At 64.9% G+C, this 22,085-nt stretch carries 16 protein-coding genes; 2 read left to right on the forward strand and 14 right to left on the reverse strand.

The window, feature by feature from the left end; translation table 11 throughout:
• Nucleotides 1–27 precede the first annotated feature (27 nt).
• From BLU54_RS10765 to imuA, 3 genes are read right to left on the reverse strand one after another with little or no spacing between them, the layout of a single operon-like run.
• Nucleotides 28–3,183, reverse strand: coding sequence for an error-prone DNA polymerase (locus BLU54_RS10765; protein WP_091907895.1), 3,156 nt, complete (start codon nucleotides 3,181–3,183; stop codon nucleotides 28–30).
• Nucleotides 3,184–3,196: 13 nt separating this feature from the next.
• Nucleotides 3,197–4,654, reverse strand: coding sequence for a Y-family DNA polymerase (locus tag BLU54_RS10770; protein ID WP_091907897.1), 1,458 nt, complete (start codon nucleotides 4,652–4,654; stop codon nucleotides 3,197–3,199).
• Between the two features lie 19 nt (nucleotides 4,655–4,673).
• The gene (imuA, locus tag BLU54_RS10775) at nucleotides 4,674–5,369 is read right to left on the reverse strand and encodes a translesion DNA synthesis-associated protein ImuA (protein WP_139169635.1); all 696 of its coding nucleotides are present in this window, start codon (nucleotides 5,367–5,369) and stop codon (nucleotides 4,674–4,676) included.
• A gap of 836 nt (nucleotides 5,370–6,205) precedes the next feature.
• Between imuA and BLU54_RS10780 the strand changes: the two genes are divergently transcribed.
• Nucleotides 6,206–6,868: a GntR family transcriptional regulator gene (locus BLU54_RS10780; RefSeq protein WP_091907901.1), complete on the forward strand. Its 663-nt coding sequence runs from the start codon at nucleotides 6,206–6,208 to the stop codon at nucleotides 6,866–6,868.
• A gap of 30 nt (nucleotides 6,869–6,898) precedes the next feature.
• On the opposite strand, the gene BLU54_RS10785 is transcribed toward BLU54_RS10780, so the two are convergent.
• From BLU54_RS10785 to BLU54_RS10815, 7 genes are all read right to left on the reverse strand, one after another.
• Nucleotides 6,899–7,933, reverse strand: coding sequence for an amidohydrolase family protein (locus BLU54_RS10785; RefSeq protein ID WP_091907903.1), 1,035 nt, complete (start codon nucleotides 7,931–7,933; stop codon nucleotides 6,899–6,901).
• Nucleotides 7,930–9,819, reverse strand: a complete 1,890-nt coding sequence (locus BLU54_RS10790; RefSeq protein ID WP_091907905.1) for a TRAP transporter large permease — start codon at nucleotides 9,817–9,819, stop codon at nucleotides 7,930–7,932. Before BLU54_RS10790 ends, BLU54_RS10785 begins: the two co-directional genes overlap by 4 nt.
• Nucleotides 9,816–10,847 carry a TRAP transporter substrate-binding protein gene (locus BLU54_RS10795; protein ID WP_091907907.1) on the reverse strand — a complete coding sequence of 344 codons (1,032 nt, stop codon included), beginning with the start codon at nucleotides 10,845–10,847 and terminating at the stop codon, nucleotides 9,816–9,818. The genes BLU54_RS10790 and BLU54_RS10795 overlap by 4 nt, the downstream gene beginning before the upstream one ends.
• Nucleotides 10,848–10,928: 81 nt before the next feature.
• The gene (locus tag BLU54_RS10800; protein ID WP_091907909.1) at nucleotides 10,929–11,792 is read right to left on the reverse strand and encodes a fumarylacetoacetate hydrolase family protein; all 864 of its coding nucleotides are present in this window, start codon (nucleotides 11,790–11,792) and stop codon (nucleotides 10,929–10,931) included.
• A gap of 14 nt (nucleotides 11,793–11,806) precedes the next feature.
• Nucleotides 11,807–12,568 carry an SDR family oxidoreductase gene (locus BLU54_RS10805; protein WP_091907911.1) on the reverse strand — a complete coding sequence of 254 codons (762 nt, stop codon included), beginning with the start codon at nucleotides 12,566–12,568 and terminating at the stop codon, nucleotides 11,807–11,809.
• Nucleotides 12,569–12,577: 9 nt separating this feature from the next.
• Nucleotides 12,578–14,377, reverse strand: a complete 1,800-nt coding sequence (locus BLU54_RS10810) for an IlvD/Edd family dehydratase (RefSeq protein WP_091907914.1) — start codon at nucleotides 14,375–14,377, stop codon at nucleotides 12,578–12,580.
• A 21-nt stretch (nucleotides 14,378–14,398) separates the two neighbouring features.
• Entirely contained in the window at nucleotides 14,399–15,484 is a 1,086-nt protein-coding gene (locus tag BLU54_RS10815; protein WP_091907916.1) for an isocitrate/isopropylmalate dehydrogenase family protein, read from the reverse strand.
• Between the two features lie 143 nt (nucleotides 15,485–15,627).
• Here BLU54_RS10815 and BLU54_RS10820 point away from each other — a divergent pair, with 143 nt between their 5' ends.
• Nucleotides 15,628–16,407, forward strand: a complete 780-nt coding sequence (locus BLU54_RS10820; protein ID WP_091907918.1) for an SDR family NAD(P)-dependent oxidoreductase — start codon at nucleotides 15,628–15,630, stop codon at nucleotides 16,405–16,407.
• A gap of 237 nt (nucleotides 16,408–16,644) precedes the next feature.
• On the opposite strand, the gene BLU54_RS10830 is transcribed toward BLU54_RS10820, so the two are convergent.
• The 4 genes from BLU54_RS10830 to BLU54_RS24460 form a co-directional block, all read right to left on the reverse strand.
• Nucleotides 16,645–17,073: a PGDYG domain-containing protein gene (locus tag BLU54_RS10830; RefSeq protein WP_091907923.1), complete on the reverse strand. Its 429-nt coding sequence runs from the start codon at nucleotides 17,071–17,073 to the stop codon at nucleotides 16,645–16,647.
• Between the two features lie 101 nt (nucleotides 17,074–17,174).
• Nucleotides 17,175–18,569 carry a sensor domain-containing diguanylate cyclase gene (locus BLU54_RS10835; protein ID WP_091907925.1) on the reverse strand — a complete coding sequence of 465 codons (1,395 nt, stop codon included), beginning with the start codon at nucleotides 18,567–18,569 and terminating at the stop codon, nucleotides 17,175–17,177.
• A gap of 167 nt (nucleotides 18,570–18,736) precedes the next feature.
• Complete coding sequence (locus BLU54_RS10840) at nucleotides 18,737–19,669, reverse strand: AEC family transporter (protein ID WP_091907927.1); 933 nt, start codon at nucleotides 19,667–19,669, stop codon at nucleotides 18,737–18,739.
• Nucleotides 19,670–19,973: 304 nt separating this feature from the next.
• Nucleotides 19,974–21,599 carry a methyl-accepting chemotaxis protein gene (locus BLU54_RS24460; RefSeq protein WP_091907929.1) on the reverse strand — a complete coding sequence of 542 codons (1,626 nt, stop codon included), beginning with the start codon at nucleotides 21,597–21,599 and terminating at the stop codon, nucleotides 19,974–19,976.
• Nucleotides 21,600–22,085: the final 486 nt, after the last annotated feature.

The raw sequence follows: 22,085 nt of genomic DNA on the forward strand, positions 1-22,085 counted from the left end.
ACGGCGCGCGGTCGCCGTCGTGGTGGCTCAGAAGAAATTGCGGCTGGCGGCAGGCAGATCGCCGAGCAGGTGCGACAGATCCTCGACCCGGCTGGCGACCAGGTGGCGAACTTCACCCTCGCACTGCCAGACGCCGTGCACGGCCATCAGCGAGGCCCCCAGCACTGCGCGGCGGAAGCGTTCCTGGGTCGAGGGCCAGACGATCACGTTGACCTGTCCGCTCTCGTCCTCGATCGTCACGAACATCACGCCCTTGGCGGTGCCGGGACGCTGTCGCACCGTGACCAGGCCGCAACCGCGCGCCAGCTGGCCGTTGCGATAACGCGCCAGCACCTTGGACGACTGCAGACGGCGGCGCAGCAGCAGTGGGCGCAGCAAGGCCACCGGATGGCGACCCAGCGTGAAGCCCATCGTCTTGTAATCGCCGACGATCTGCTCGCCTTCGCTCGGCGCCGCGAACTGCGCGTCCGCCATGTCGTCGCCACCCGCCTCGCGCAGCAGGTCCCGCGTCGGCACCGCGTCCACGGCCTGCCAAAGCGCCTGCCGACGGTGGCCGGCCAGTGTGCGCAGCGCGTCCGCGGCCGCCAGCACCTGCAGGTCGTGGCGATTCAACTGGGCACGCCGCGCCAGATCGTGAACGTCGCCGAACGGACGGACCGCACGCGCTGCTTCGATGCGCCAGCTGCTTTCCTCGCGCATGCCGCGCACGCGCGACAGGCCCAGCCGCACGGCCGGCGTCGTGCACTCGCCTTCCAGCGTCGAATCCCATTCGCTGATCGTCACGTCGACGGGAAGCACCTGCACGCCATGCCGGCGCGCATCCTGGATCAACTGAGATGGCGAGTAGAAGCCCATCGGCTGGCTGTTCAGCATGGCGCATAGAAAGGCGGCGGGTTCATGGCATTTCAACCAACTGCTGGTATAGACCAGCAGCGCGAAACTCGCCGCGTGGCTTTCGGGAAAGCCGTATTCGCCGAAGCCCTGGATTTGCGCGAAGATCGACTCGGCGAATTCGCGTTCATAGCCACGCGCGAGCATGCCTTCGACGATGCGCTCGTGATAGACGTGCAGGCCGCCCTTGCGCCGCCACGCCGCCATCGCCCGGCGCAACGCATCGGCTTCGCCGGCGCTGAAGCCGGCGGCGAGCATGGCGATCTGCATCACCTGCTCCTGGAAGATCGGCACGCCCAGCGTGCGCTCCAGCGCGACCTTCACTTCATCGCTCGGGTAGGTGACCGGTTCCAGTTTCTGCCGGCGGCGCAGATAAGGATGGACCATGCCGCCCTGGATCGGACCAGGTCTCACGATCGCCACCTCGATCACCAGATCGTAGAAAGTGCGAGGCCGCATGCGCGGCAGCATGCTCATCTGCGCGCGCGATTCGATCTGGAACACGCCCACCGTGTCGGCGCGGCAGATCATGTCATAGGTGGCCAAGTCCTCCGACGGTATGTCCTGCATCTCGAAATCGTCGCCGCGGCGCTGGCTGACCAGCGCGAGCGCGCGGCGAATGGCCGACAGCATGCCCAGCGCCAGCACGTCCACCTTGAGCAGACCGATCGCATCGAGGTCGTCCTTGTCCCATTCGATCACGCTGCGCTCGGGCATCGCGGCGTTTTCGATCGGCACGATGCGCGACAGCTTGCCGGCGCTGATCACGAAACCGCCGGAATGTTGTGACAGATGGCGCGGAAAGCCCAGCAGTTGTGCGGCCAGATGGGCCCACTGCCGGATCATCGGAGCTTCGATGTCGAGGCCAGCCTCGGTGAAGCGGGCCAGCAGGTCCTGGCTGGAATCGAACCAGTGATGGGTTTTCACGACACGCTCGACGAGCAGTGCGTCGACCCCCAGCGCCTTGCCCGCATCGCGCAGTGCGCTGCGCGGCCGGTAGGTCGCGACGGCGGCGGCGAGTGCCGCGCGGTCGCGGCCATATTTGCGATAGATGTACTGGACGACCTCTTCGCGCCGCTGGTGCTCGAAGTCGATGTCGATGTCCGGCGGCTCGTTGCGTTCGCGGCTGATGAAGCGCTCGAACAGCATGCTGCTGCGCGCCGGGTCGACTTCGGTAACGCCGAGGCAATAGCAGACGGCGGAATTCGCCGCCGAGCCGCGCCCCTGGCACAGGATGCCTTCGCGCCGCGCGAAACGCACCAGGTCGTAGACGGTCAGGAAGTATGGTTCGTAACCCAGCTCGGTAATCAACGCCAGTTCCTTGTCGACCTGTGCCTGGATCGCGGCCGGAATACCCTGCCTGAAACGATGTTGCGCACCGATCAGCGTCTCCTGGCGCAGATAGGCGCTGGGCGTATAGCCAGGCGGCGTCAGCTCTTGCGGATACTCGTAACGCAGTTCGTCGAGCGAGAACGTGCAGCGCCGTACCAGTTCGAGCGTCTGGGCCAGGGCAGCCGGCGCATACAGATTGGCCAGCCGCAGACGCGAGCGCAGATGTTGTTCGCCGTTCGCAGCCAGGTCGTAGCCGCAGTCGCTGACTGGCCGGCGCAGCCGCACGGCGGACAGTGTGTCCTGCAAGGGCTTGCGCGAGCGCACATGCATGCAGGCGCCGCCGAGGGCGACGATCGGCAGGCCATAGCGTTGAGCGGCGCGCTCGATGCGCTCGCGCAGGGCATCGTCGTGAACCTGCCCATGCAGGGTCAGGCCGATCCAGGCGCATTGGAAGAAAGTGCGCGCCAGCCAGCGTACCTGCCGCTCCAGCTGTATTTCATCGATATCGTGCATGACCGACAACACCGCCAAGCAATCGGGCAACCAGCGCAGGTGACGGTAGGGTTCGTCGGGCGCCTCGATGTCGCGCGTCGTCAGTTGGTAGCTGCCCTTGACGGCACGGGTGCGGCCCAGCGTGATCAGCTCGGACAGATTGCCGTAGCCGTTCCGGTTGCAGGCAAGGATCGTCAACGCGGGGCCGGCCGCGGCATCGGGATCGCTCAACTGGATGTAAGAGCCGATCAGCAGCGGCAGCTCCTCGCCCTCGCGCTTGGCCTGAGCATGGGCACGCACGACGCCGGCCAGCGAGCATTCATCGGTGATCGCGAGTGCGGTGTAACCGAGTTCGCGGGCGCGCATCACCATCTCCTCGGGATGCGAGGCGCCGCGCAGGAACGAGAAATTCGTGAAGCACTGCAGTTCCGCGTAGGCGGGCAGGCCAACGGCGCGTCGGATCGACATCGTGCACCCCGTCTCAGCCGAACAGGCCGTGCAGGAACCAGCGCGGTTCCGCTTCGTCCAGCGCGCTTGGGCGTTCGCGATAGATCCAGTAGTGGATCTGGTCGCTACCAACGGCGACGAAGTAATCGCGGCTCATCGTCTGGCCACTCCACCAGCCGGTTTCGATGCGTTCGCCGGTCGAGACGAGACGCAAAGGACTGCCGTAGAACGGACGATGCTGGCGCACCAACAATGGCACCGGCTGCAGCAGCAGCCAGATCGGACGTGTCAGATGCGCGGCGGGTTGGGGCGGCTTTGCGATCGGATGCGGTGACCAGCAGTTGGCCACGTCGGGGCGGTGGTCGGCAAGCGGTGTCGGACGTCGGATGCCGTTCGCGCCCACGCGCGCGATGACCAGTTCCAGCAGGCGCAGATGATCGGCGGGACTGCCGCCTGGCGCCGGAAACAGGGTTTCGCTGGGCGGAGCGGCGGGTTCGAGGGTCAGCACCCGCAGCCGCACGCCCAATACAGCGGCAGGCAGGACTGTCCGTGCGATTCGTTCCCGCAGCAGACGGGACAGGTGGGCCGTCTCGCGGGTCGGCTGACCCAGCGCAATCTCGATAAGCGTCGGCGCCAGTGCCTGACGGCCGCGTTCGTGCACCAGTTCGAGCGCAAGCCGCGTCACGGCGTAATGCTTCACGTTGAGCCAGCCGACCAACTGCATGACCATGCCTTCGGCACAGGCGGCGATCGGTTCGGCATGCTCAGTCCGGTCGGGCAGTTCCTGACGCACGTCGAAGACCGGTGGCACGTCGAACCATTCGTGCAACTCGGCTTCGTTGCCGAGCGCGCGGTCGAGCGCATCCACCAGCGTGGCGCCCGCCCGTCGCTTCAAGCCTGCGCGCGGCAGACGCAACAGATCTCCGCAGGTCCGGCAGCCCAGGCCATCGAGCCAATCGGCAAGCGGACGCGCTTCCGGCAGCAGACTGAAGGGCAGGGCGTCGATCCGGCGCCGCAGGCTGTCGAGTTGCAAGATGCGGCGACCGATGCGCGCCATCAGCCAGGCGCCGGCGCTGGTCGGCGCAAGACCCAGCCGGCAAGTCAGGGCGAGGGCTCGCAGTGTCTCGCGCAGCATGCGCAGTAGGCGGCGGATGCCGCCGAACAGGCGCAGGCTGGCTGCCACTTCGACCAGAACCGTGGCCTCGCTGCTCAGGACCACGAGGGGTGAAAAACGCAGCAGCGCGGTTGCCGTCGCATGCAGGCGCTGGCGTTCGCACTCGTCGTCACGCTCGCGGATCGCGGCGCCCGGGGCCAGGCTCAGCACGCTGCTGCGCCGCATGCCAGGCCGCACGCCGGCCGCCAGCGCAGCCGCACTGGCGGCCAGCACCCTGTCCCGCTCGATCACCACCAGGCCGCCCTCGTCCTGTGTCCAGAGCGGGCGCAAGGAGTCGAGCGCCAGATGGGGCAGATGGATGCCGATCCATACACGCATGGCGCTACCACCGGCGACATCAACGCCCGTCGGCGAGCGGCGCCGCTTCGGGCTGCGGCACGGCTGGCTGTTCGGCTGGCAATTTGCGATGCACCGGCAGCGGCGCCAACGGCAGGACCAGGGGCGCGTCGTGTGCCGGGCCGCGGCGTTTGACGAAGCGGATCGCCACGCCGTCCTCCGCCGGCGTCAGGGATAGCCGCAGCGGCGCGGGCGAGGCCTGTTGCACGGCGGCGAGCGGACGAATCATCAGAAACAGCGTGTCACCCGCCTGTGCGGCCAGATGCAGGCGGCGCAGCGCCTCGGTACGAATCTGCTGCTGCCAGAACAGCAGGACAGCGCAACTTCCCGCACGCAGGATCTGTTCGGCGGTCCAGAGCGCATCGGCGGTGGTCGTCGTTTCGATCAGATACAGATGCTCTGTCGGCACCTGCCAGTTCGCGAACGCCAGGCTGTTGGGCTGATGCGGCGGCTGCAACAGCATCAGTGGTTTGTGACCAAGCGCGCGCAGCGCGGGGCGCAACAGACGCATTTCGCCGATCCCTGGCTGTTGCACGAGCAGTTCGACGAGCGTCCCGACCGGCCAGCCGCCGCCCGGCAACTCCGCGGAAAGGGCCGCATAGCCGGTATCGACGCAGCGTTCCCGGGCGCCGGCAAGCTGGGACGCCCGCCAAAGCGAGGGATGAATCGTGTGTGGGTCGGAAAGGGCTGCGTGCATGACAGATAAAATGCTGTGTATTTGTACAGTATCTTACCTGAAGCCAATACTGGACTAGCGTGCCGAAACGCGTGTCGGGGCCTTTTCCAGCGGGTCAAACCGCTTCCGGAAGTAGCGATACCCCGGAAATAAAGGCGAAACGCCGGAAAATTTTTTTTTGAGAAATTTTCGCCAAGACAATGCGGATTCCTGGCCTGGCAGCCTGTGCGATGGCGCGACAGACATCGATCGAAAGCCGACACATATTCGTTTCGCCAGCAGCCGTACGCAGATCCTGCCTTGTTTGCGGGCGTAATCGTCCAGACTTGGGCCAGGAATACGTTTCGCCGGCGCGCCGGGTGGCTGCTTCAATCGGGCGCTTGAATCCGTTGCTTGACTACGTTGCTTGAGTCGCTTGCCGGTTCAACGGCGCGCACCATGAATGATCGCTTCCCCAGAGCGGCGCGAGTCGAAGTGCAAAGGTGTGAAGCGAAGCGTAAAAGCACAGGCGTGCAGAAGGTATCCGCGCGGTCTTTGCACGATGACGTCATGCAAGCGACATCCTGGCAAGCAAGCGACTGCCTGCCTGGGCTCTTGTATGAGCCGAAGAAGCGGCTTGCGAGCGAGCGGACGATGATTTGCTGTCGATAGCCGCAGGCTCGGTGACTGCATTGTGGTGCCATCGAGTGCAGGGGATTTGTGTGCACGAAAGCAGCTGCGCGCAGCGCCGCGACCTCTGCCGACGGCTGCACATGATCGGCCGTACCTGGTTGAATATTTGCTAGTATATTCACGCGAATCCCGATCGCACTGCCTCGCATCATCAAGCGTATCGATCGACCCTGCCTGGAGCATGTATGCCTCTCAATTCCGATGAAGCGTATCGGGAAATCAAGAACTGGATTCAGACTGGGCGCTTGTCGCCGGGCGGCCTGATCGACGAGGTCGAGGTTTGCAATGAACTGAAAATGAGCCGCACGCCTGTGCGCGAGGCGTTGCTTCGCCTGCAGTCCGAAAGCTATCTTGAAATCAAGCGGCACAAGGGCATTCGCGTGTTGCCGTTGTCGGCAGCCGAGATGCGCGAGATCTATCAGGTCATCTCAGCACTCGAAGGCGCCGCCGTTGGACTGATCGCAAGGCGGCAACCCGAGAGCAGCGAGTTCGACACGATCAAAAGCGCGGTCGAACAACTGAAGCAGTTCCAGGCGTCGAAGGAAATCGAGAAGTGGGGCGATGCCGACGAAAGCTTCCATCGCGAATTGATGCGTCTCTCGGGCAACAAGAAACTCTTTGCGACGGGCTGCCAGATGCGCGACTTCGCGAAGCGCGCCCACTCGGTCGCGCTTCGCATGCAGACCGATGCATACCGTGCGAGGTCGACGCGTGCGCATGCAAGCCTGCTCGATGCACTGATGAGCCGCGATCCGCAGCGGGCCGTCACGATGCACCAGGAGCAGCGTGAACGCGGCGAAGACGCGCTGGTCGGCGTCGTCGAGAAATTCCATCTGACTTCGCTTTGAGTCGCGCCGTCTGCATGACAGGCGCGGGGCTCAGCTCATCCCGTATACCGCTTCCGCGGTTCCGCCGAACAGTCGCGCGCGCGCGCGGTCCGGCAGGTGCGCCGTCAGTTTCTTGAAGGCGTTCCACAGCACGGTGTACGAGTAGCTGGCCTTGTCGACGGGGAAATTGCTTTCGAACATGCAGCGGTCCGCGCCGAACAGATCGATGCAGCGCGTCACGTAGGGGGCAATGGTACGGGCCAGTTCGTCGGATGTCGGTGGCAGGCTGCCGCCCGGGAAACCGGCGCCCATCACCGGCATCCCGAAACCACCGATCTTGATCGATACGTTCTGACACCGCGCCACGTCCTGCAAGCCAGCTTCCCACGCGGAAAAGACCGTGGCGTCCGATGTCGACAGGCCCATCGGGCCGCCTGTGTGATCGATGACGATGGACGCGTGCGGGAACGCCAGCGCCAGGTCGCGGACATCGCCGAGTTGTCCGTACAGAACATACGTGTCGAACGTCAGTCCACGCTCCGCCAGCGCCTGAAAGCCCGCACGAAACGTAGCGTCGTACAGCAGCTTCTCGGGCGGCCGCGCAATGGACGACGGTTTAATCCGTGCATCCGGATGCCACGCGGCAATGTTCCTGATGCCGCGAAAAGCCTCGCCCGCAACGCGCATGTGTTCGTCCAGCACGTCACCCGCCGCGCTGCCACGCATCAGGTCCGCATAGCCGATAATGGCCGCCGCAACGCGTGTCGCATGTCCGGTGCGAGCGTGTGACGACTGTTCGAGAACGAATGCGGTCTCGCCGAGCGGTGCGAATTCCTCGGGTCCATCGCTTCGGTAGCAGGTCCTGCATTCGGCGAACACACTGGACACGACGTTGTGTCGGGCCACATCCGACACGTAATCCTGCGACAGGTACAGCGCATCGGGCTTGCGCCACAGGTGGTGATGCGAGTCCACGATCCGCAGGTCGGGCTCGACCGCTTCTTCGTGGACCCGATCGAGCCAGTCCGGACGAACCGGCGGATGTGCCGGCATTTCGTTAGGGGCGCTGGCGACTGACATCTTCATCGTGTTTCGAGAAAACCGGTGGAGATCCACGGTATCGACGCGACGATCACGATGCCGATCAGCAGCGCCAGCATGTAGCCGGCGATCGGACGGATGCCTTCGTTGGGATTGATCTTGCTGACCGCGCACGCGCCGTAATAGCCGACGCCGAACGGCGGGGAGAACAGTCCGAGTCCCATCGAAAGAATCACCACCATCGCGTATTGAACATCCGGAATGCCGAGTTCACGTGCGATCGGGAACATCAGGGGGCCGAACAGTACGATCGCGGGAATGCCTTCGAGTACGCTGCCCAGCACGATGAACAGCACGATCGACATGGCCATGAAGCCGATCGACTTGCCTGGCAGACCGGCCATGAACTGGGCGAGCGTGTGCGAAAAACCCGACTGGGTCAGCGACCATGCCATCGCGGTGGCCGTCCCGATGATCAGCAGGATCGCGCCGGACAGTGTAGCCGACTCGACCAGCATCGGCCCGACGCGTTTCCAGTCGAATTGGCGATACAACAGGCAGCCGACGACGACCGAGTAGACGATGCCCACCGTCGATACTTCAGTTGCCGTCGCGATGCCTTCCGTGACCGCCACGCGAATGACCAGCGGCAGTGCCATCGCAGGGAGAGCCACGACGAGCGCCTTCATCACCTGCGCGCGCGGTGCGCGCCCGGCCGACGGCGATGTCTTGCGCGCACGCCACCAGACCACCGAGCACAGCGTGAATGCGAGTACCAGGCCTGGCAGCAGGCCGCCGGTGAAGAGCGCGGAAATCGATACGCCGGTTACCGAGCCGATGGTGAGCAGAACAATGCTCGGCGGCACGGTCTCCGTTTGCGCGCCTGTCGCGGAAAGCAATGCGACCAGCTCTCCCTTCTTCTCGCCGCGCTTCGTCATTTCAGGAAACAACACCGGTGCGACGGCGGCCATGTCGGCCGCTTTCGAGCCGGAAATGCCGGACACGAGATACATGGCGCCGACCAGCACATAGGACAGGCCGCCGCGCCGATGCCCGACCAGCGACGCGAGGAAGCCAATCATCGTGCGCGCCATGCCCGTCATCTCGATCAGCAGTCCAAGGAACACGAACATCGGCACGGCCAGCAGAAGCAATTGCGACATGCCTTCGTCCATCCGCCCGACGACGATCTCCATCGGCACGGACGTGCATAGCGAGAGATAGGAGAACGTCGCCAGCCCGAACGAAAATGCGATCGGCATGCCGCTGAGCACGGTGAAGCCGACCACGCCGACGAAGAAAATCGTGAGGTTCGTATTGCCCAGCGGTGCCAGCACCGGTCCGCTGAACGTCAGCGCGGTGACGATCGCCGCCACCAGCGCGATGCCGAGCGTGGCCTGCTTCCAGCCCAACGCAAGCATCCGCACGATGCACATCAGGAACATGCATACCATGCCGTACAGGATGCCAGCCACGCGCCAGACATCGCTGATCTCCAACGCCGGCGTCTGCAGGTCGAACTGCTGGTTGACGTGATGCCAGGTGGGCACCATCACGAGGCTGAGAAACAGCAGGCTCGCCAGCAGCGAGACCGTATCCCAGAAGGTCGACCAACGTGCGCCCGAGCGGCTTACCACGGCGGTCATCCGCATGTGCGCGCTGCGATGCAGCGCCGCCGCCGCGCCGGTCATCGACAACCAGAGGAACAGGATGCCGGCGAGTTCGTCACCCCACACCAGAGGCGCGTGGAACAGGTAACGCATGACCACGCTGGAAAACAGCAAGACGATTTCCGCCAGAAGCAGAAATGCGGCCGGCACCGACGCGAGCAGGCCGAGCAGCCGGTCGGCGTGGCGAAGGCCGGGATGCACTGCGCGCAGCGGTGCGTCGTGGCCGTTCTCGGTGAATTTCTCCAGCGTGGTCGACTTCATGCAAGCCTCCCGGTGACTTTCTCCAGCAGCCCCCACTCCTCCGCGCCGAAGGTCTTCTGCATTTCGCCGTAGTAGCCGCTCTTGCGCAGCATTTCGCGGAACGGTTGAATGTCCGGCGCGTTGAAGACCATGCCCTTGGCTTCGAGACTCTTTTGCAGCGATGCGTTGAGCGCCGCCACGTCTTGACGCTCCTTGAGGGCCTGGGCGTTCAGGTGCTTCGATGCGATGTCGCGCAGGTTGGACGGCAACCGCTGCCAAGTCTGGCGGTTGGAGACGAGCCAGAAGCCGTCCCATGCGTGACTCGTCAGCGAACAGTATTTCTGCACTTCGTACAGCTTGGCCGAGTCGATGATGGCCAGCGCGTTTTCCTGGCCCTCGACGAGCTTCGACTGCAGCGCCAGGTAGACCTCGTTGAAGCTGATCGTCGCAGGTGACGCGCCCAGCGCCGAGAAAAGCGAAATCCACAGGCGGCCCGGCGGCACGCGGAATTTCATCCCTTTCAGGTCCGCCGGCGACAGGATCGGCTTTGCGCCCGAGGTAATCTGGCGGAAGCCGTTGTCCCACACGTTCTGCTGGACTTCGAGCCCTGCCTTGTTGATCAGGCCGCGCAGATAGGCGCCCAATTCGCCATCGAGCGCCCCAAAGACCTGGCTGTAGTCCTTGAACGCAAAACCGACGGTCCAGATGGCGGTTTTGGGCACCAGCGACGACAAGGTGTTCGCGCCCGACGACGCAAAGATTTCAAGCGCCCCGGAACGCATCTGCGCGAACATGTCGGGATCGCCGCCGAGCTGATTGTTCGGAAAGAGCCGGATCTCCAGCCGGCCGTCCGAATCGCGCTTGATCATTTCGGCTGCTTCCAGCAGCCGCTTGTTGAACGGATGGGACGCGGGTAGATCGTGGCCGAGCTTGTAGACGAATTCGGCCGCCTGCGCGCGCCGGATCCACGGGGCACCCAGCACGCCCGTGGCGGCAACCGCCGCAGTTGCCGTGCCCTGTAACAGGAACTGCCTGCGCTTCTGATGCATGTTGTGTCTCCTTGAAGAATTCACCCGTGAGTTCTTTGCCCACGTCGGGTTTCCGATCGATACTTCAGGCCGCTGCCTGCCTCATGCCTCCTGCGCAGCGTGTTCGTACGCTTCGACACGCAGCGTCTGCGTGCCGAGTCCGTCGATGCCGAGGGTCATCGTGTCGCCGGCCGCGAGGAACTGCGGTGGCGTCATGCCCATTCCGACGCCTGGCGGCGTGCCGGTGATCACCACATCGCCGGGATGCAACGTCATGAACCGGCTGCAATACGAGACGATCGTCTCGCAGTCGAAGATCATCGTGCGCGTGTTGCCGCTTTGCTTCAGCTCGCCGTTCACGCGTAGCCACATCGCAAGGTTCTGCGGGTCGGGGATGTCGTCGGCCGTCACCAGCCATGGGCCGAGCGGGCAGAACGTATCGCTGGCCTTGCCCTTGTCCCATGTGCCGCCGCGTTCCATCTGCCACTCGCGCTCGGAGACGTCGTTGACCAGGACATAGCCCGCGATGTGCTGCCTGGCCGTTTCGCGAGACACGTGACGCGCGGTCTTGCCAATGACGATGCCGAGTTCGACTTCCCAATCGCATTTGCGCGCGTCGGGGGGAATCCGAACCGGATCGTTCGGTCCCGACAGCGAGCTGGTCGCCTTCATGAAGACGATCGGTTCCTGCGGCACCGGCAAGCCGGCTTCCGCGGCGTGGTCGGAGTAGTTCAGGCCAATCGCGACGATCTTGCCGATCCCCGCGAGCGGTACGCCGAGCCGCACGCCGGCCTCGACCGGCGCGAGCGTTTCGGGATCGATCGCACGCAGCGCTTCCAGCGCGGCGTGCGTCAGTTGCGCCGCGTCGAGCGATTCGATGTGCGAGGACAGGTCGCGCAATTGGCCGCTGGCGTCGATCAGGCCGGGGCGCTCACTGCCCGCGGCGCCATAACGAACGAGTTTCATGCAGTGTCCTTGGTTCAGCCGCGGCCCAACAGGGGCATGGCGGTTGCCATTACGGTGAGGTCGAGTACATTGGCGTCGAGCGGCAGGTTCGCGATATAGCGCACCGCATCGGCCACGTGGCGTGCGTCGATGGTCGGTTCCGGCGCAGTCGAGCCGTCGGCCTGCATGACGCCCTCTGCCATGCGTCGGGTCATGTCGGTGCTGGCATTGCCGACGTCGATCTGCGAGCAGGCGATGCCCCAGCGACGGCCGTCCAGCGCGAGACTGCGCGTCAAGCCGCGGATGCCGAACTTGGCGACCGTATAGGCCACCGAACGCGGCCGTGGCACCTGGCTCGACACGGATCCGTTGTTGATGATTCGGCCGCCTGGGGGCACCTGCGTGCGCATGGCGGCGAATGCGGCGCGCGCACAGAGGAACGCACCATCCAGGTTGATCGCCATCGCGTCGCGCCATGCGTCGGGCGACATCTCGTCGATCAGCGAGGCGGGTGGGCTGACGCCTGCATTGTTGAACAGCAGATCGACGCGTTCCCACGTCTGCCGCACCCGAGAGAACAATGCATCGACGGCCTCCGGCGAGCGGATGTCGGTGGGTATGCACAGTGTCTGCGCGTCCGCGCGAGCCGAGCGGCAACGCGCGGCGGTCGCTTCGAGGGCATCGGCCCGACGGCCGGCCAGCGCCACGCAGAATCCCGACTCCGCGAGCGCCACGGCCACTTCGCGTCCAATGCCGGAGCCGGCGCCGGTAACGACGGCAACTTTGAGTGTTGTCATGGGTCTGGATCAGTGATTGTCGCGCGGCAAGCCCTTGGCCGCGATGCGCTGGAATGGAACGGCGGGTTCCAACACCATGCCCTGATCGAGTTGCGAGACGAGGCCGCGCTGGATTGCCTGCCACGGCGTCTGGCTCGCCGGCATCGGATAACCGCCCGCCGCGTCGAGCGCCTGGCGGCGCGCGTCCAGTTCGTCGGTCCCGATCAGCATGTCGACGCGGCACTGTTTCAGGTCCACGCGAAGGCGGTCTCCGGTCTTCAGCAATGCGAGGTTGCCGCCCACGGCTGCCTCGGGCGCGGCGTTCAGGATCGACGGCGATCCTGACGTACCGGACTGCCGTCCGTCGCCGATGCATGGCAGCGCGTCGATACCGCGCCGTATCAACGCCGCGGGCGGCTGCATGTTCACCACTTCGGCGGCACCGGGATAGCCTTGCGGCCCGGTGCCGCGCATCACGAGTACGCAGTGCTCGTCGATGTCCAGTTCGGGATCGTCGATGCGGGCGTGATAGTCCTCCGGCCCCTCGAACACGATTGCGCGTCCCTCGAACGCCATCACATCGTTCGGATCGCTCAGGTAGCGTCGACGGAAGTCCGCCGAGATGACGCTCGTCTTCATGATCGCGGTGTCGAACAGGTTGCCGCGCATCACCAGGAAACCGGCATTGGCGACCAGCGGATTGTCGAGGCTGCGAATCACGTCCGGATCGGCAATGGTGGCGGTCTGGACGTTCTCGCGGACGCTGCGGCCGCTGGCCGTCGGGATGTCGCCGTGGATCAGGGCGGCGTCGAGCAGCGTCCTCATCACCGCCGGCAGGCCGCCCGCCCGGTAATACTCTTCGCCGAGATATTCGCCAGCCGGCTGCATGTTCACCAGCAGCGGTATCTCATAGCCGATTCGTTGCCACTCGGCGAGTGGCAGATCGACACCCGCATGCCTGGCGAGTGCGGTCAGATGAATCGGCGCGTTGGTCGACCCGCCGATCGCGGAATTGACCACGATCGCGTTCTCGAATGCTTGGCGCGTGAGAATCGTCGACGGTCGCAGATCCTCCCAGACCATGTCGACGATGCGCGCACCGGTCGCGTAAGCCATCTGTGCACGCTGGCGGTAAGGCGCCGGGATTGCCGCACAGCCCGGCAGGCTCATGCCAAGCGCCTCGGCCAGCGCGTTCATCGTCGATGCCGTTCCCATGCTGTTGCAGTGGCCGATCGACGGCGCCGCGTCGGTCACGATGTCGATGAACTCTTCGTAGCCGATGTTGCCCGCCGCCTGCTGCTTTCGCGCTTCCCAGATCACCACGCCCGAACCGGCCCGCACGCGATTCCACCAGCCGTTCAGCATCGGTCCGCCGCTCAGCACGATGGCCGGAATGTCCACCGTCGCAGCGCCCATCAACAACGCTGGCGTGGTCTTGTCGCATCCGGTCAGCAGCACGACGCCATCGATCGGATAACCGTGCAGCACTTCGACCAACGACAGATATTGCAGGTTGCGATCGATCGACGCGGTCGGCCGCTTGAGTGTCTCCTGCACCGGGTGAACGGGAAACTCGAACGGCACGCCACCCGACGCGATGATGCCGTCGCGCACCCGCTTGGCCAGCTCCAGGTGATGACGATTGCACGGCGCGATGTCCGATCCGGTCTGCGCGATGCCGATCACCGGGCGGCCGGATTGCAGCTCGTCGCGCGTCAACCCGAAGTTCAGCTGTCTTTCGAGATACAGCGCCGTCATGCCCGGGTTGTGCGGGTTGTCGAACCACGCGCGCGAACGAAGGCGTCTCGAATCACGATCACGCTTTGCCATCGTTACCTCCGGATTCGCGAATCAACGAAGAAACGAAATCACGCGCTGCGTGACATCGGTCGTACTGGCCTGACCGCCAATGTCGCGCGTGAGGCCGGATGGGTCGCGCAGCGCCTGATCGACGGCGGCCTCGATCGCACGTGCGCCGGCGGACAGACGTTCGTCGTTGTGTCGCTTGCCGAGCCATTCGAGCATCGTCGCCGCCGACAGGATGCTGCCGTACGGGTTGGCGATGTTCTGGCCGGCAATGGTCGGCGCCGAGCCGTGCGCTGCCTGGAAAAAACCGTGTTCGTCGCCGACTTCGCCGGACGGCGACATGCCCATGCTGCCCACCGTGCAGGCGGCGAGGTCGGAGATGATGTCGCCGAACATGTTTTCGGTGACGATCACGTCGAAGTGTTCCGGGCGCTCGACCATGTAGCAGGTCATCGCGTCCGCGTACGCGTAATCCACTTCGATGTCCGGATACTGTTCGGCAACTTCATCGAACACACGCCGGAAAAACGCATAACTACGCAGCACGTTCGCCTTGTCGCAACAGGTCACGCGTTTCTTGCCATCGCCGGGCGCGCCGTTGCGGCTGCGCGCGAGTTCGAATGCGAAGCGGCAGACCCGCTCGATGCCTTTGCGGGTCATCACGAGTGTGTCGGTCGCGGTCTCGTCGCGCAGGATGATGCCGGTGCCGCGCGCCGCATACAGGCCCTCCGTGTTTTCGCGAACGATCACGTAATCGATGTCGCCGGCCTGGCGGCCCGCGAGACGCGAGCGCACACCCTCGCGCAGCCGGATCGGCCGCACATTCGCGAACAGGTCGAGAGCGAAGCGCAGCTGCAGGCCAAATTCAATGCCCGTCTCGGTTCCGTCCGCGTAGGTCACACCCGGAATGCCGGTAGCGCCATGCAGAACCGCATGTGCCTTGCGGCACCCCTCGAGCGTCTGCGTCGGAAGGGCACTGCCCGAGCGCAGGTATTCGTTGGCGCCGCCGGGATATTCGACGTAGTTCAGGCCGGTGAGCCCGGGAACCGCTTCCACCACGCTCTTGGCCGCCGCGCACACTTCGGGACCAATGCCGTCGCCGTGCACGACGGCAATCTCGTATTCGCTCATGTTTTCAGACGCTCAGGGTTGGTTGGAAAGTTTTTGCCCGGGACCGGACCAGATGCGTATGACCAAGTTAGCAGCGATTTTTGGATATATCAATAAATATATTAAACTCGTCGGCAGGCAATCGACTCTCTAGGAGCGCGACGATGACGGCAGCAATGGACTTATTCCGGCTGGATGACAAGGTGGTGCTGATTACCGGCGCCGCACAAGGGATCGGCCTCGCGGCCGCAAAGCTATGCCGGCAGGCGGGCGCGCGTGTCGTGTTGCTCGACCAGAACCACGAGGCACTGCAAGCGATCGACTTCGAAGCGAGTGGCGAGGGCGGGACATGGAGCCGTCACGTGCTAGATGTCACACGTGAAGACCAGGTATGCGAGGTGTTCGAGCGCGCCGTTGTATCGCACGGTCGCATCGACGTGTTGATCAACAACGCAGGCATTGCGCTGCGCGATGCCGCGGTCGACTTGAGCCGCGAGGCATGGGAACGAGTGATGGACGTCAACGTCACCGGCATGTTCCTGTGTGCGCGGGAAGCGGCGCGTCGCATGATCGGAGCAGGCCACGGCGGCGCGGTGGTGAACACCGCGTCGATCATGGGTTTGTCCGGCGGCGGGGTTTATCCGAATATTTCCTACCAGACCAGCAAGGGCGCCGTCGTCAACATGACACGGGCGCTGGCCGTCGAGTGGGCGCCCCATGCGATTCGCGTCAATGCCGTCGCGCCCACCTACGTCGATACGCAGTTCGTCGCCGCACTTACGCGCCAGCCCGAGTTGATGGCGCGTATCGCGGCGGTGACACCGCTTCGCCGGCTGGCGACCGCGCAGGAGGTGGCGGCTGCGATGGTATTCCTTGCATCACCCGCTGCAGCGATGACGACCGGGCATATCCTCGCGGTGGACGGCGGTTTCCTTGCGCAGTGACATGGCTGCCCGTCGGCGCCGCGCGCCACCAGATGGTGGCGAGATCGTTGGCGAGCTTGCTGGTGCGATCGATGGCGCGATCGATGGCGCCTTACGTTCGCCATGGTGGCTGCGCGGAACGACGTCGCGCTCGCGGCGTTCGCTTCCGGAGCCGTCGCGCAATGGACGCGCAGTGGCGGTGGCGACGCACTCGCTACGCGCGCATCCATGCGTCGCGAGCCAGGTTGGTGCGCGCTGTCACGCGAGGCGATAGACGCGCGCGAAGCGTGCCTGCTGCACCAGGCCGTAGTCACCGGGCGCGTACTGCACCAACCAGTCGCCCGGTACGCCTTCAAGCACGTCCGAGCCGGCGCTGCGACGTACCGAGAACGCTACGTCGATGCGCTTGGCCAGTATTTGCGACGGACGATTGCGATAGCGTCCCGGTGCACCCTCGACTGTCTCGGAATCCGCCGGAAAGTATTTCGCGTCGAAGCGGTCGCGCGAGACCACCCAGCACTCACCGCTTGCGCTGCGCAACAGTGCGTCACCCGGTGCGTAGCGGTTTGCACCCTCAAGGCTGTCGAGTGCGCCATCGCCTGTTGCGAACGACACCTCGACGACTTCGTCCTTCACATAAGGGCGTGCGGCCGGATCGGCGCGCAGATCGATATCTTCAAAATGCATGAGGGGTGGCAATCCGAGTCAGAAAGAGAGCCGCGCCGCGTGCGAGCCGAGCGCGCGCTTCACACTGCGAGCGGTCGACTGCTCGCGGGCGCGTGACCGAATTATCCGCCGACGACCCGGTCGCGGCCAGTTTCCTTGGCCCGATACAGTGCGGCATCTGCGCGCCGGAGCAGGGCGGTCGGCGTGTCCGACGCCCGCAGCGTCGCGGTGCCGATGCTGATCGTCAAGGGGCGCAGCGGCCAGGGCGTCAACGCGATCGCCTGCCGGCAGTGCTCACCCACCACCAACGCCGTCGCCGCGTCGGCATCGGGCAGGATCAGCGCGAATTCCTCGCCGCCATAGCGAAACACGCCTATGCCATCGCCGCAACTGGTCCTCAGCTTCGCGGCAACCGCGCTCAGTGCTTCATCGCCAGCCTGGTGCCCGAAGGTATCGTTGAACGATTTGAAGTGGTCGACATCGAGCACCAGCAACGAGAGCGGGCGTCCAAGGTGTCCGGCCTGCTCGACATGCTTCGTCAACTGCGCGTCGAAGGCGCGCCGATTGCCGGTGCGCGTCAATGAATCGGTCAGGCTGCTCAGCCGCAGTTCCTCTACCGCTTCCTCCAGCCTGGATTGGTAGTCTTCCAGCTGCTTGCGCTGCCGCTGCGTTTCGGTGATATCCACCGAGACGCCGCCCAGATAGAAATGTTCCTCGATCGAGAGTGGGAACTTGTACGAGCGCCAGTACAGTTTGTCTTCCGGATGCGCGTCGAGCACCTCGACAAAATTCTGGCTTTGCGTGCTGTCCCGGATGGCTTCGTCGCTGCGTCGGAAGGCCGGGGCCGATTCCGGCCACAGGTCGAAGTCGCTGGAGCCGATGACCTGATCCGCGTGCAGGCCGAAACGCTGGAGGAACGGTCGGTTCACATAGACGAAACGCCAGTCGCTGTCCTTGATGTACGCCAGAAAGGGGCCGGCGTTCATGAACGATTCGAAGCGCAGGCGCAAGCTTTCGAGCCGGCTCATGCCGCGCCGCAGGTCGAGCAGCGCGACTACCTGGCTGGCCAGTTTGCGCAATGCGTCGATCTGCTTGGCACTGAAGGCGCGTGGCTCTGTATCCAGGACGCAAAGCGTGCCGAGCGCCAGGCCGCCATCGGTCACCAGCGGAACGCCGGCATAGGCGCGCACATGGCGCGGACCGGTAACCAGCGGATTGTTCGCGAAACGCGGATCGTGCGAGGCGTCGGCGATCACCATCGGCTCGTCCGGCTGGGCGATCGCGTACGCGCAAAACGAGATATTGCGCGGGGTCTCGCAGACGTCCAGCCCGACCTTTGCCTTGAACCATTGCCGATCGGCGGCGACCAGGCTGACCAGCGCGATCGGCGCGCCACTCAATGCCACTGCCAGATCGACGATGTTCTCGTAGCGCTCTTCCGGCGGTGTGTCGAGGATGCCGTACTGTTCCAGCACCTCGATTCGCTGCGGCTCATTCGGTGGCACGGGGGGCTGCATCGCTTACGGCCTCGGACACGGATGATCCATTCTACGAAAACCCAGGGCTGGCCGCTCGCGGACCGACCCTAAGCCGCCCGGCCGGCGGCCATGAAGCGACGGCCATGAAGCGACGGCCATGAAGCGACGGCCATGAAGCGACGGACATGAGTCGGCCTGTCGCCGGCTCAGGCGGCCGGGCTGAACAGATGCACGCAGAGCGACACAGTCGCAATCGAGATGAGCGTCGATACCAGTACGACGCGAGACACGACCGCCGCCTCGCGACGATACAGCTCGGCCAGCATGAAAGGACCGGTGCCAGTCGGCAATGCGCTGAGCAGCACCGCGGACGCGGCCCACAGCGTTGGCAGATGGAATACCGAAAAGGCCAGTGCGGCGGTAGCGAGCGGCTGGACCACCAGTTTCGCGAAGACGATCCAGCTTGCACCCTTACCAGTGCCAGCCTGTTTCTGCGCGAGAAACGCACCGAGGGATATCAATGCACATGGACTGGCCGCGTCGGCCAGCAGGCCGATCAGGCGCTGCGGCGCGGTGGGCAGCGTGATGCCGGTGGCTGCCCACAAGCCGCCGACGACCGGCGCAATCACCAGCGGATTGGTCGCCAACGCACGTCCGACCTTGCGCATCGCCTGCCCCAGATTGCCTTCGCCTTGCAACGCAACCTCGATCAGCACGATGGTGCCCGCGAACATCACGCACGCGGTAAGCAGCGTGGCGATCATCGCGGGCTGCAACGCATCGCGGCCGAGTACCAGCACGCAGAGCGGAATGCCGATGAAGCCGGCATTGGGATAGGAAGCGCTCAACCCGTCGATGCTGGCATCGGCGAGGTGGCTGGTGCGCAATCGCAGCAGCAGTGTCAGAACGAACACCAGCAAGGCCCCGCCGGTAAATGCGATCAGGAAGCCGGGCTGCCAGATGTCGGACCAGTGCGACGCGGCGGTGACCTGGAAGAGCAGGGCGGGCAATGCCAGCCAGACGACGAAGCGGTTGATCTCGCTTGCTGCTGCGGCGCCCAGCCTGCCGGTACGGCGGCAGAGGAAGCCCAGGAGTATCAGCCCGAAGATCGGAAAGACGGTGTTGAGAATGGCGGACATGGATGACGGGCAAACGGCGGCTGACCGATTATCCGTCATTTACCCGATGACGGCCCGATCGCAGCAGGGTAATCCACACTGGACGGCTTGCCGCGATCCGTGAACCGACGGCAAGGACTTGTGGTGAGCCAAGCGGCCCGCCCGCCTGCCGGAGACGATGAAGCGCATCGTGCTGGTCTCGCACACGGCGATGATCGCATCGAAGCGAGCAGAGGAGCGCCCGGCCGCATGGAGGGGCTTGCCCTTGCCGCGGTCGCCTGACCGCCGCTTCGGCTGCCAGGCGCGAGCGGGCCAAAGCTCGGCGTCAGGCTGGCTGCAGACCCGACATGCCGCCATCGTGTGCCGGCGCGGCCGCTGTCGCCTCGCCAGACAGGGCTTGCGGCCTGTCCAGCAGCTTGAAATGGTCGACGACGTCGCGCATCGTGCTCGCGTGCCGACCGAGGGCATCGGCCGCGGCCGCCGCTTCTTCGACGAGGGCGGCATTGCGCTGCGTGACCTGATCCATTTGCGAGATTGCGATGTTGACCTGCTCGATGCCTTCGCTCTGCTCGCGCGACGCGCCGGCGATCTCCGCCATGATGGCGGCTACCCGCTCGACCGCGCCAATGATGCCGTGCATCGTTTCGCCAGCTCGTTCAACTGCCGCCGAACCGGCCCCGACGCGGTCCACCGAGTCGTCGATCAATGTCTTGATTTCCTTCGCCGAAGCCGCCGAGCGCTGCGCGAGATTGCGCACCTCGCTGGCGACCACCGCGAAACCGCGGCCGTGTTCGCCAGCGCGTGCCGCCTCGACCGCGGCATTCAGCGCCAGGATGTTGGTCTGGAAGGCAATGCCTTCGATCACGCCGATGATCTCGGCGATACGCGACGAGCTTTCATTGATGCCGCGCATCGAATCGACCACGTTCGAGACAGCCGTGTTGCTTTCCTTCGCGATGCCGTTGGCCTCGTTCGCCAGCGCCGTGGCGTGCAGTGCGTTGTCCGCGTTCTGCTTCACGATTGCCGTCAACTGCTCCATGCTGGCCGCCGTTTCTTCCAGCGACGCGGCCTGCTGTTCGGTGCGGGCCGATAGATCGGCGTTGCCGCTGGCGATCTGCTGCGCGCCGGCGGCAATCGCCGAGCTGCCGTTGCGCACGCTGACGACCGTTGCAGCGAGGTTGTCACGCATACGGCTCAGGCCTTCGAGCAGACGACCCATCTCGTCCCGCGAGCGGATCGCGATGCGCGTGGTCAGATCGCCGGCGCCAATCGCATCGAAATGATGCAGAGCCGCTTCGAGCGGAGCCGCGATCGCGCGGCTGAGAGAGCGGAAAGCCAGCGCGGCGGCGATGAAGACCACGGCCAGGCCCGCAACGGTCGTCGTCACGAAGAACTGGAAAACGCGTTGCGATTCCTCATAGTCCGCCTGCGCCTGCTGCATCAGATAGGCGTTCAGCGCGTCGGTAGCCGTCCTCGCGTCGCCGGCAAGCGGCTTCACCGTTTCACCGACCAGCGCGGCGAGCTGTTCCTTGCGTCCCTCCTGATAAGCGGTCAGCACCGCATCGTAGCCCTGGCGCACCAGCGCTTCACGCTTTGCCCCCAGTACTTCGGCCAGCCGCTTTTCCTCGGCGTCGGCCGGCAGGGCGCGGAAGGCCTGCCACTGTTTGTCCGACGCGGCCAGGGCCTCGCGCACCTGCTTCGGCAACGCCGCTGCTTCGTCGGCCTCGGGCGCCAGCGCCAGACGGTTCAGGGCGAGGTAGGCCTCCGCGTTCAGCGCGGCAACGCGGCCCAGTGCGACTGCCGAAGCCAACTGATTCTTGTAGAGATTTTCCTGTGCCTTGTTGCCACGATAGACCCCCAGACTGCCCATTGCACCGCCGGCGATCAGCAGCAGCGACAGTGACGTGACAACAAGCGCGATGCGCGCCTTGATCGAGATTTGTACTGGCATAGGTGTTCGAACAACTCGGAAAGGGCGCGTCTTCGTTGCGGTCGCGCTGTCCCGGCGGCGCTGCGTCTCGGCAGCGGTGATGAAGGGCGCGTGGCGCTGGCGCGCGAGCACCTTTCAACACGCTGACGTTAACGGCGCGGCAGGCCCAGACTTGAGCGTAATTGCCAGTCCGGCAGGCGGGCCACGTCCCGCATCATAAGGAGATGCGAGCCAGGGCCGGCTTGATTCAGATCAAGCAAGGTACGCAGGGCGGTGGCGGCAGCGCCTGAATTAGCGCAGGCGGCCGGCCGATCTTGGCGCAGGCAGTCGCGCGCGCCGGCAGGGGCCGGGAGAGGAGCAGATGCGGAAAGCGCGCCGCACGCGGCTTTCGGCATGCCGTCACGACACGGCGCGCGGCGCACAGCGTATGTTTCGCATGCCCCGCCTCTCTCGCCTGTCAACGGGGGCAGCGGACCGCGCCGCCAGCCTTCATCGGCAACAACGCCG

Source organism: Chitinasiproducens palmae (assembly GCF_900095735.1).
Taxonomy (GTDB): Bacteria; Pseudomonadota; Gammaproteobacteria; order Burkholderiales; family Burkholderiaceae; genus Chitinasiproducens; species Chitinasiproducens palmae.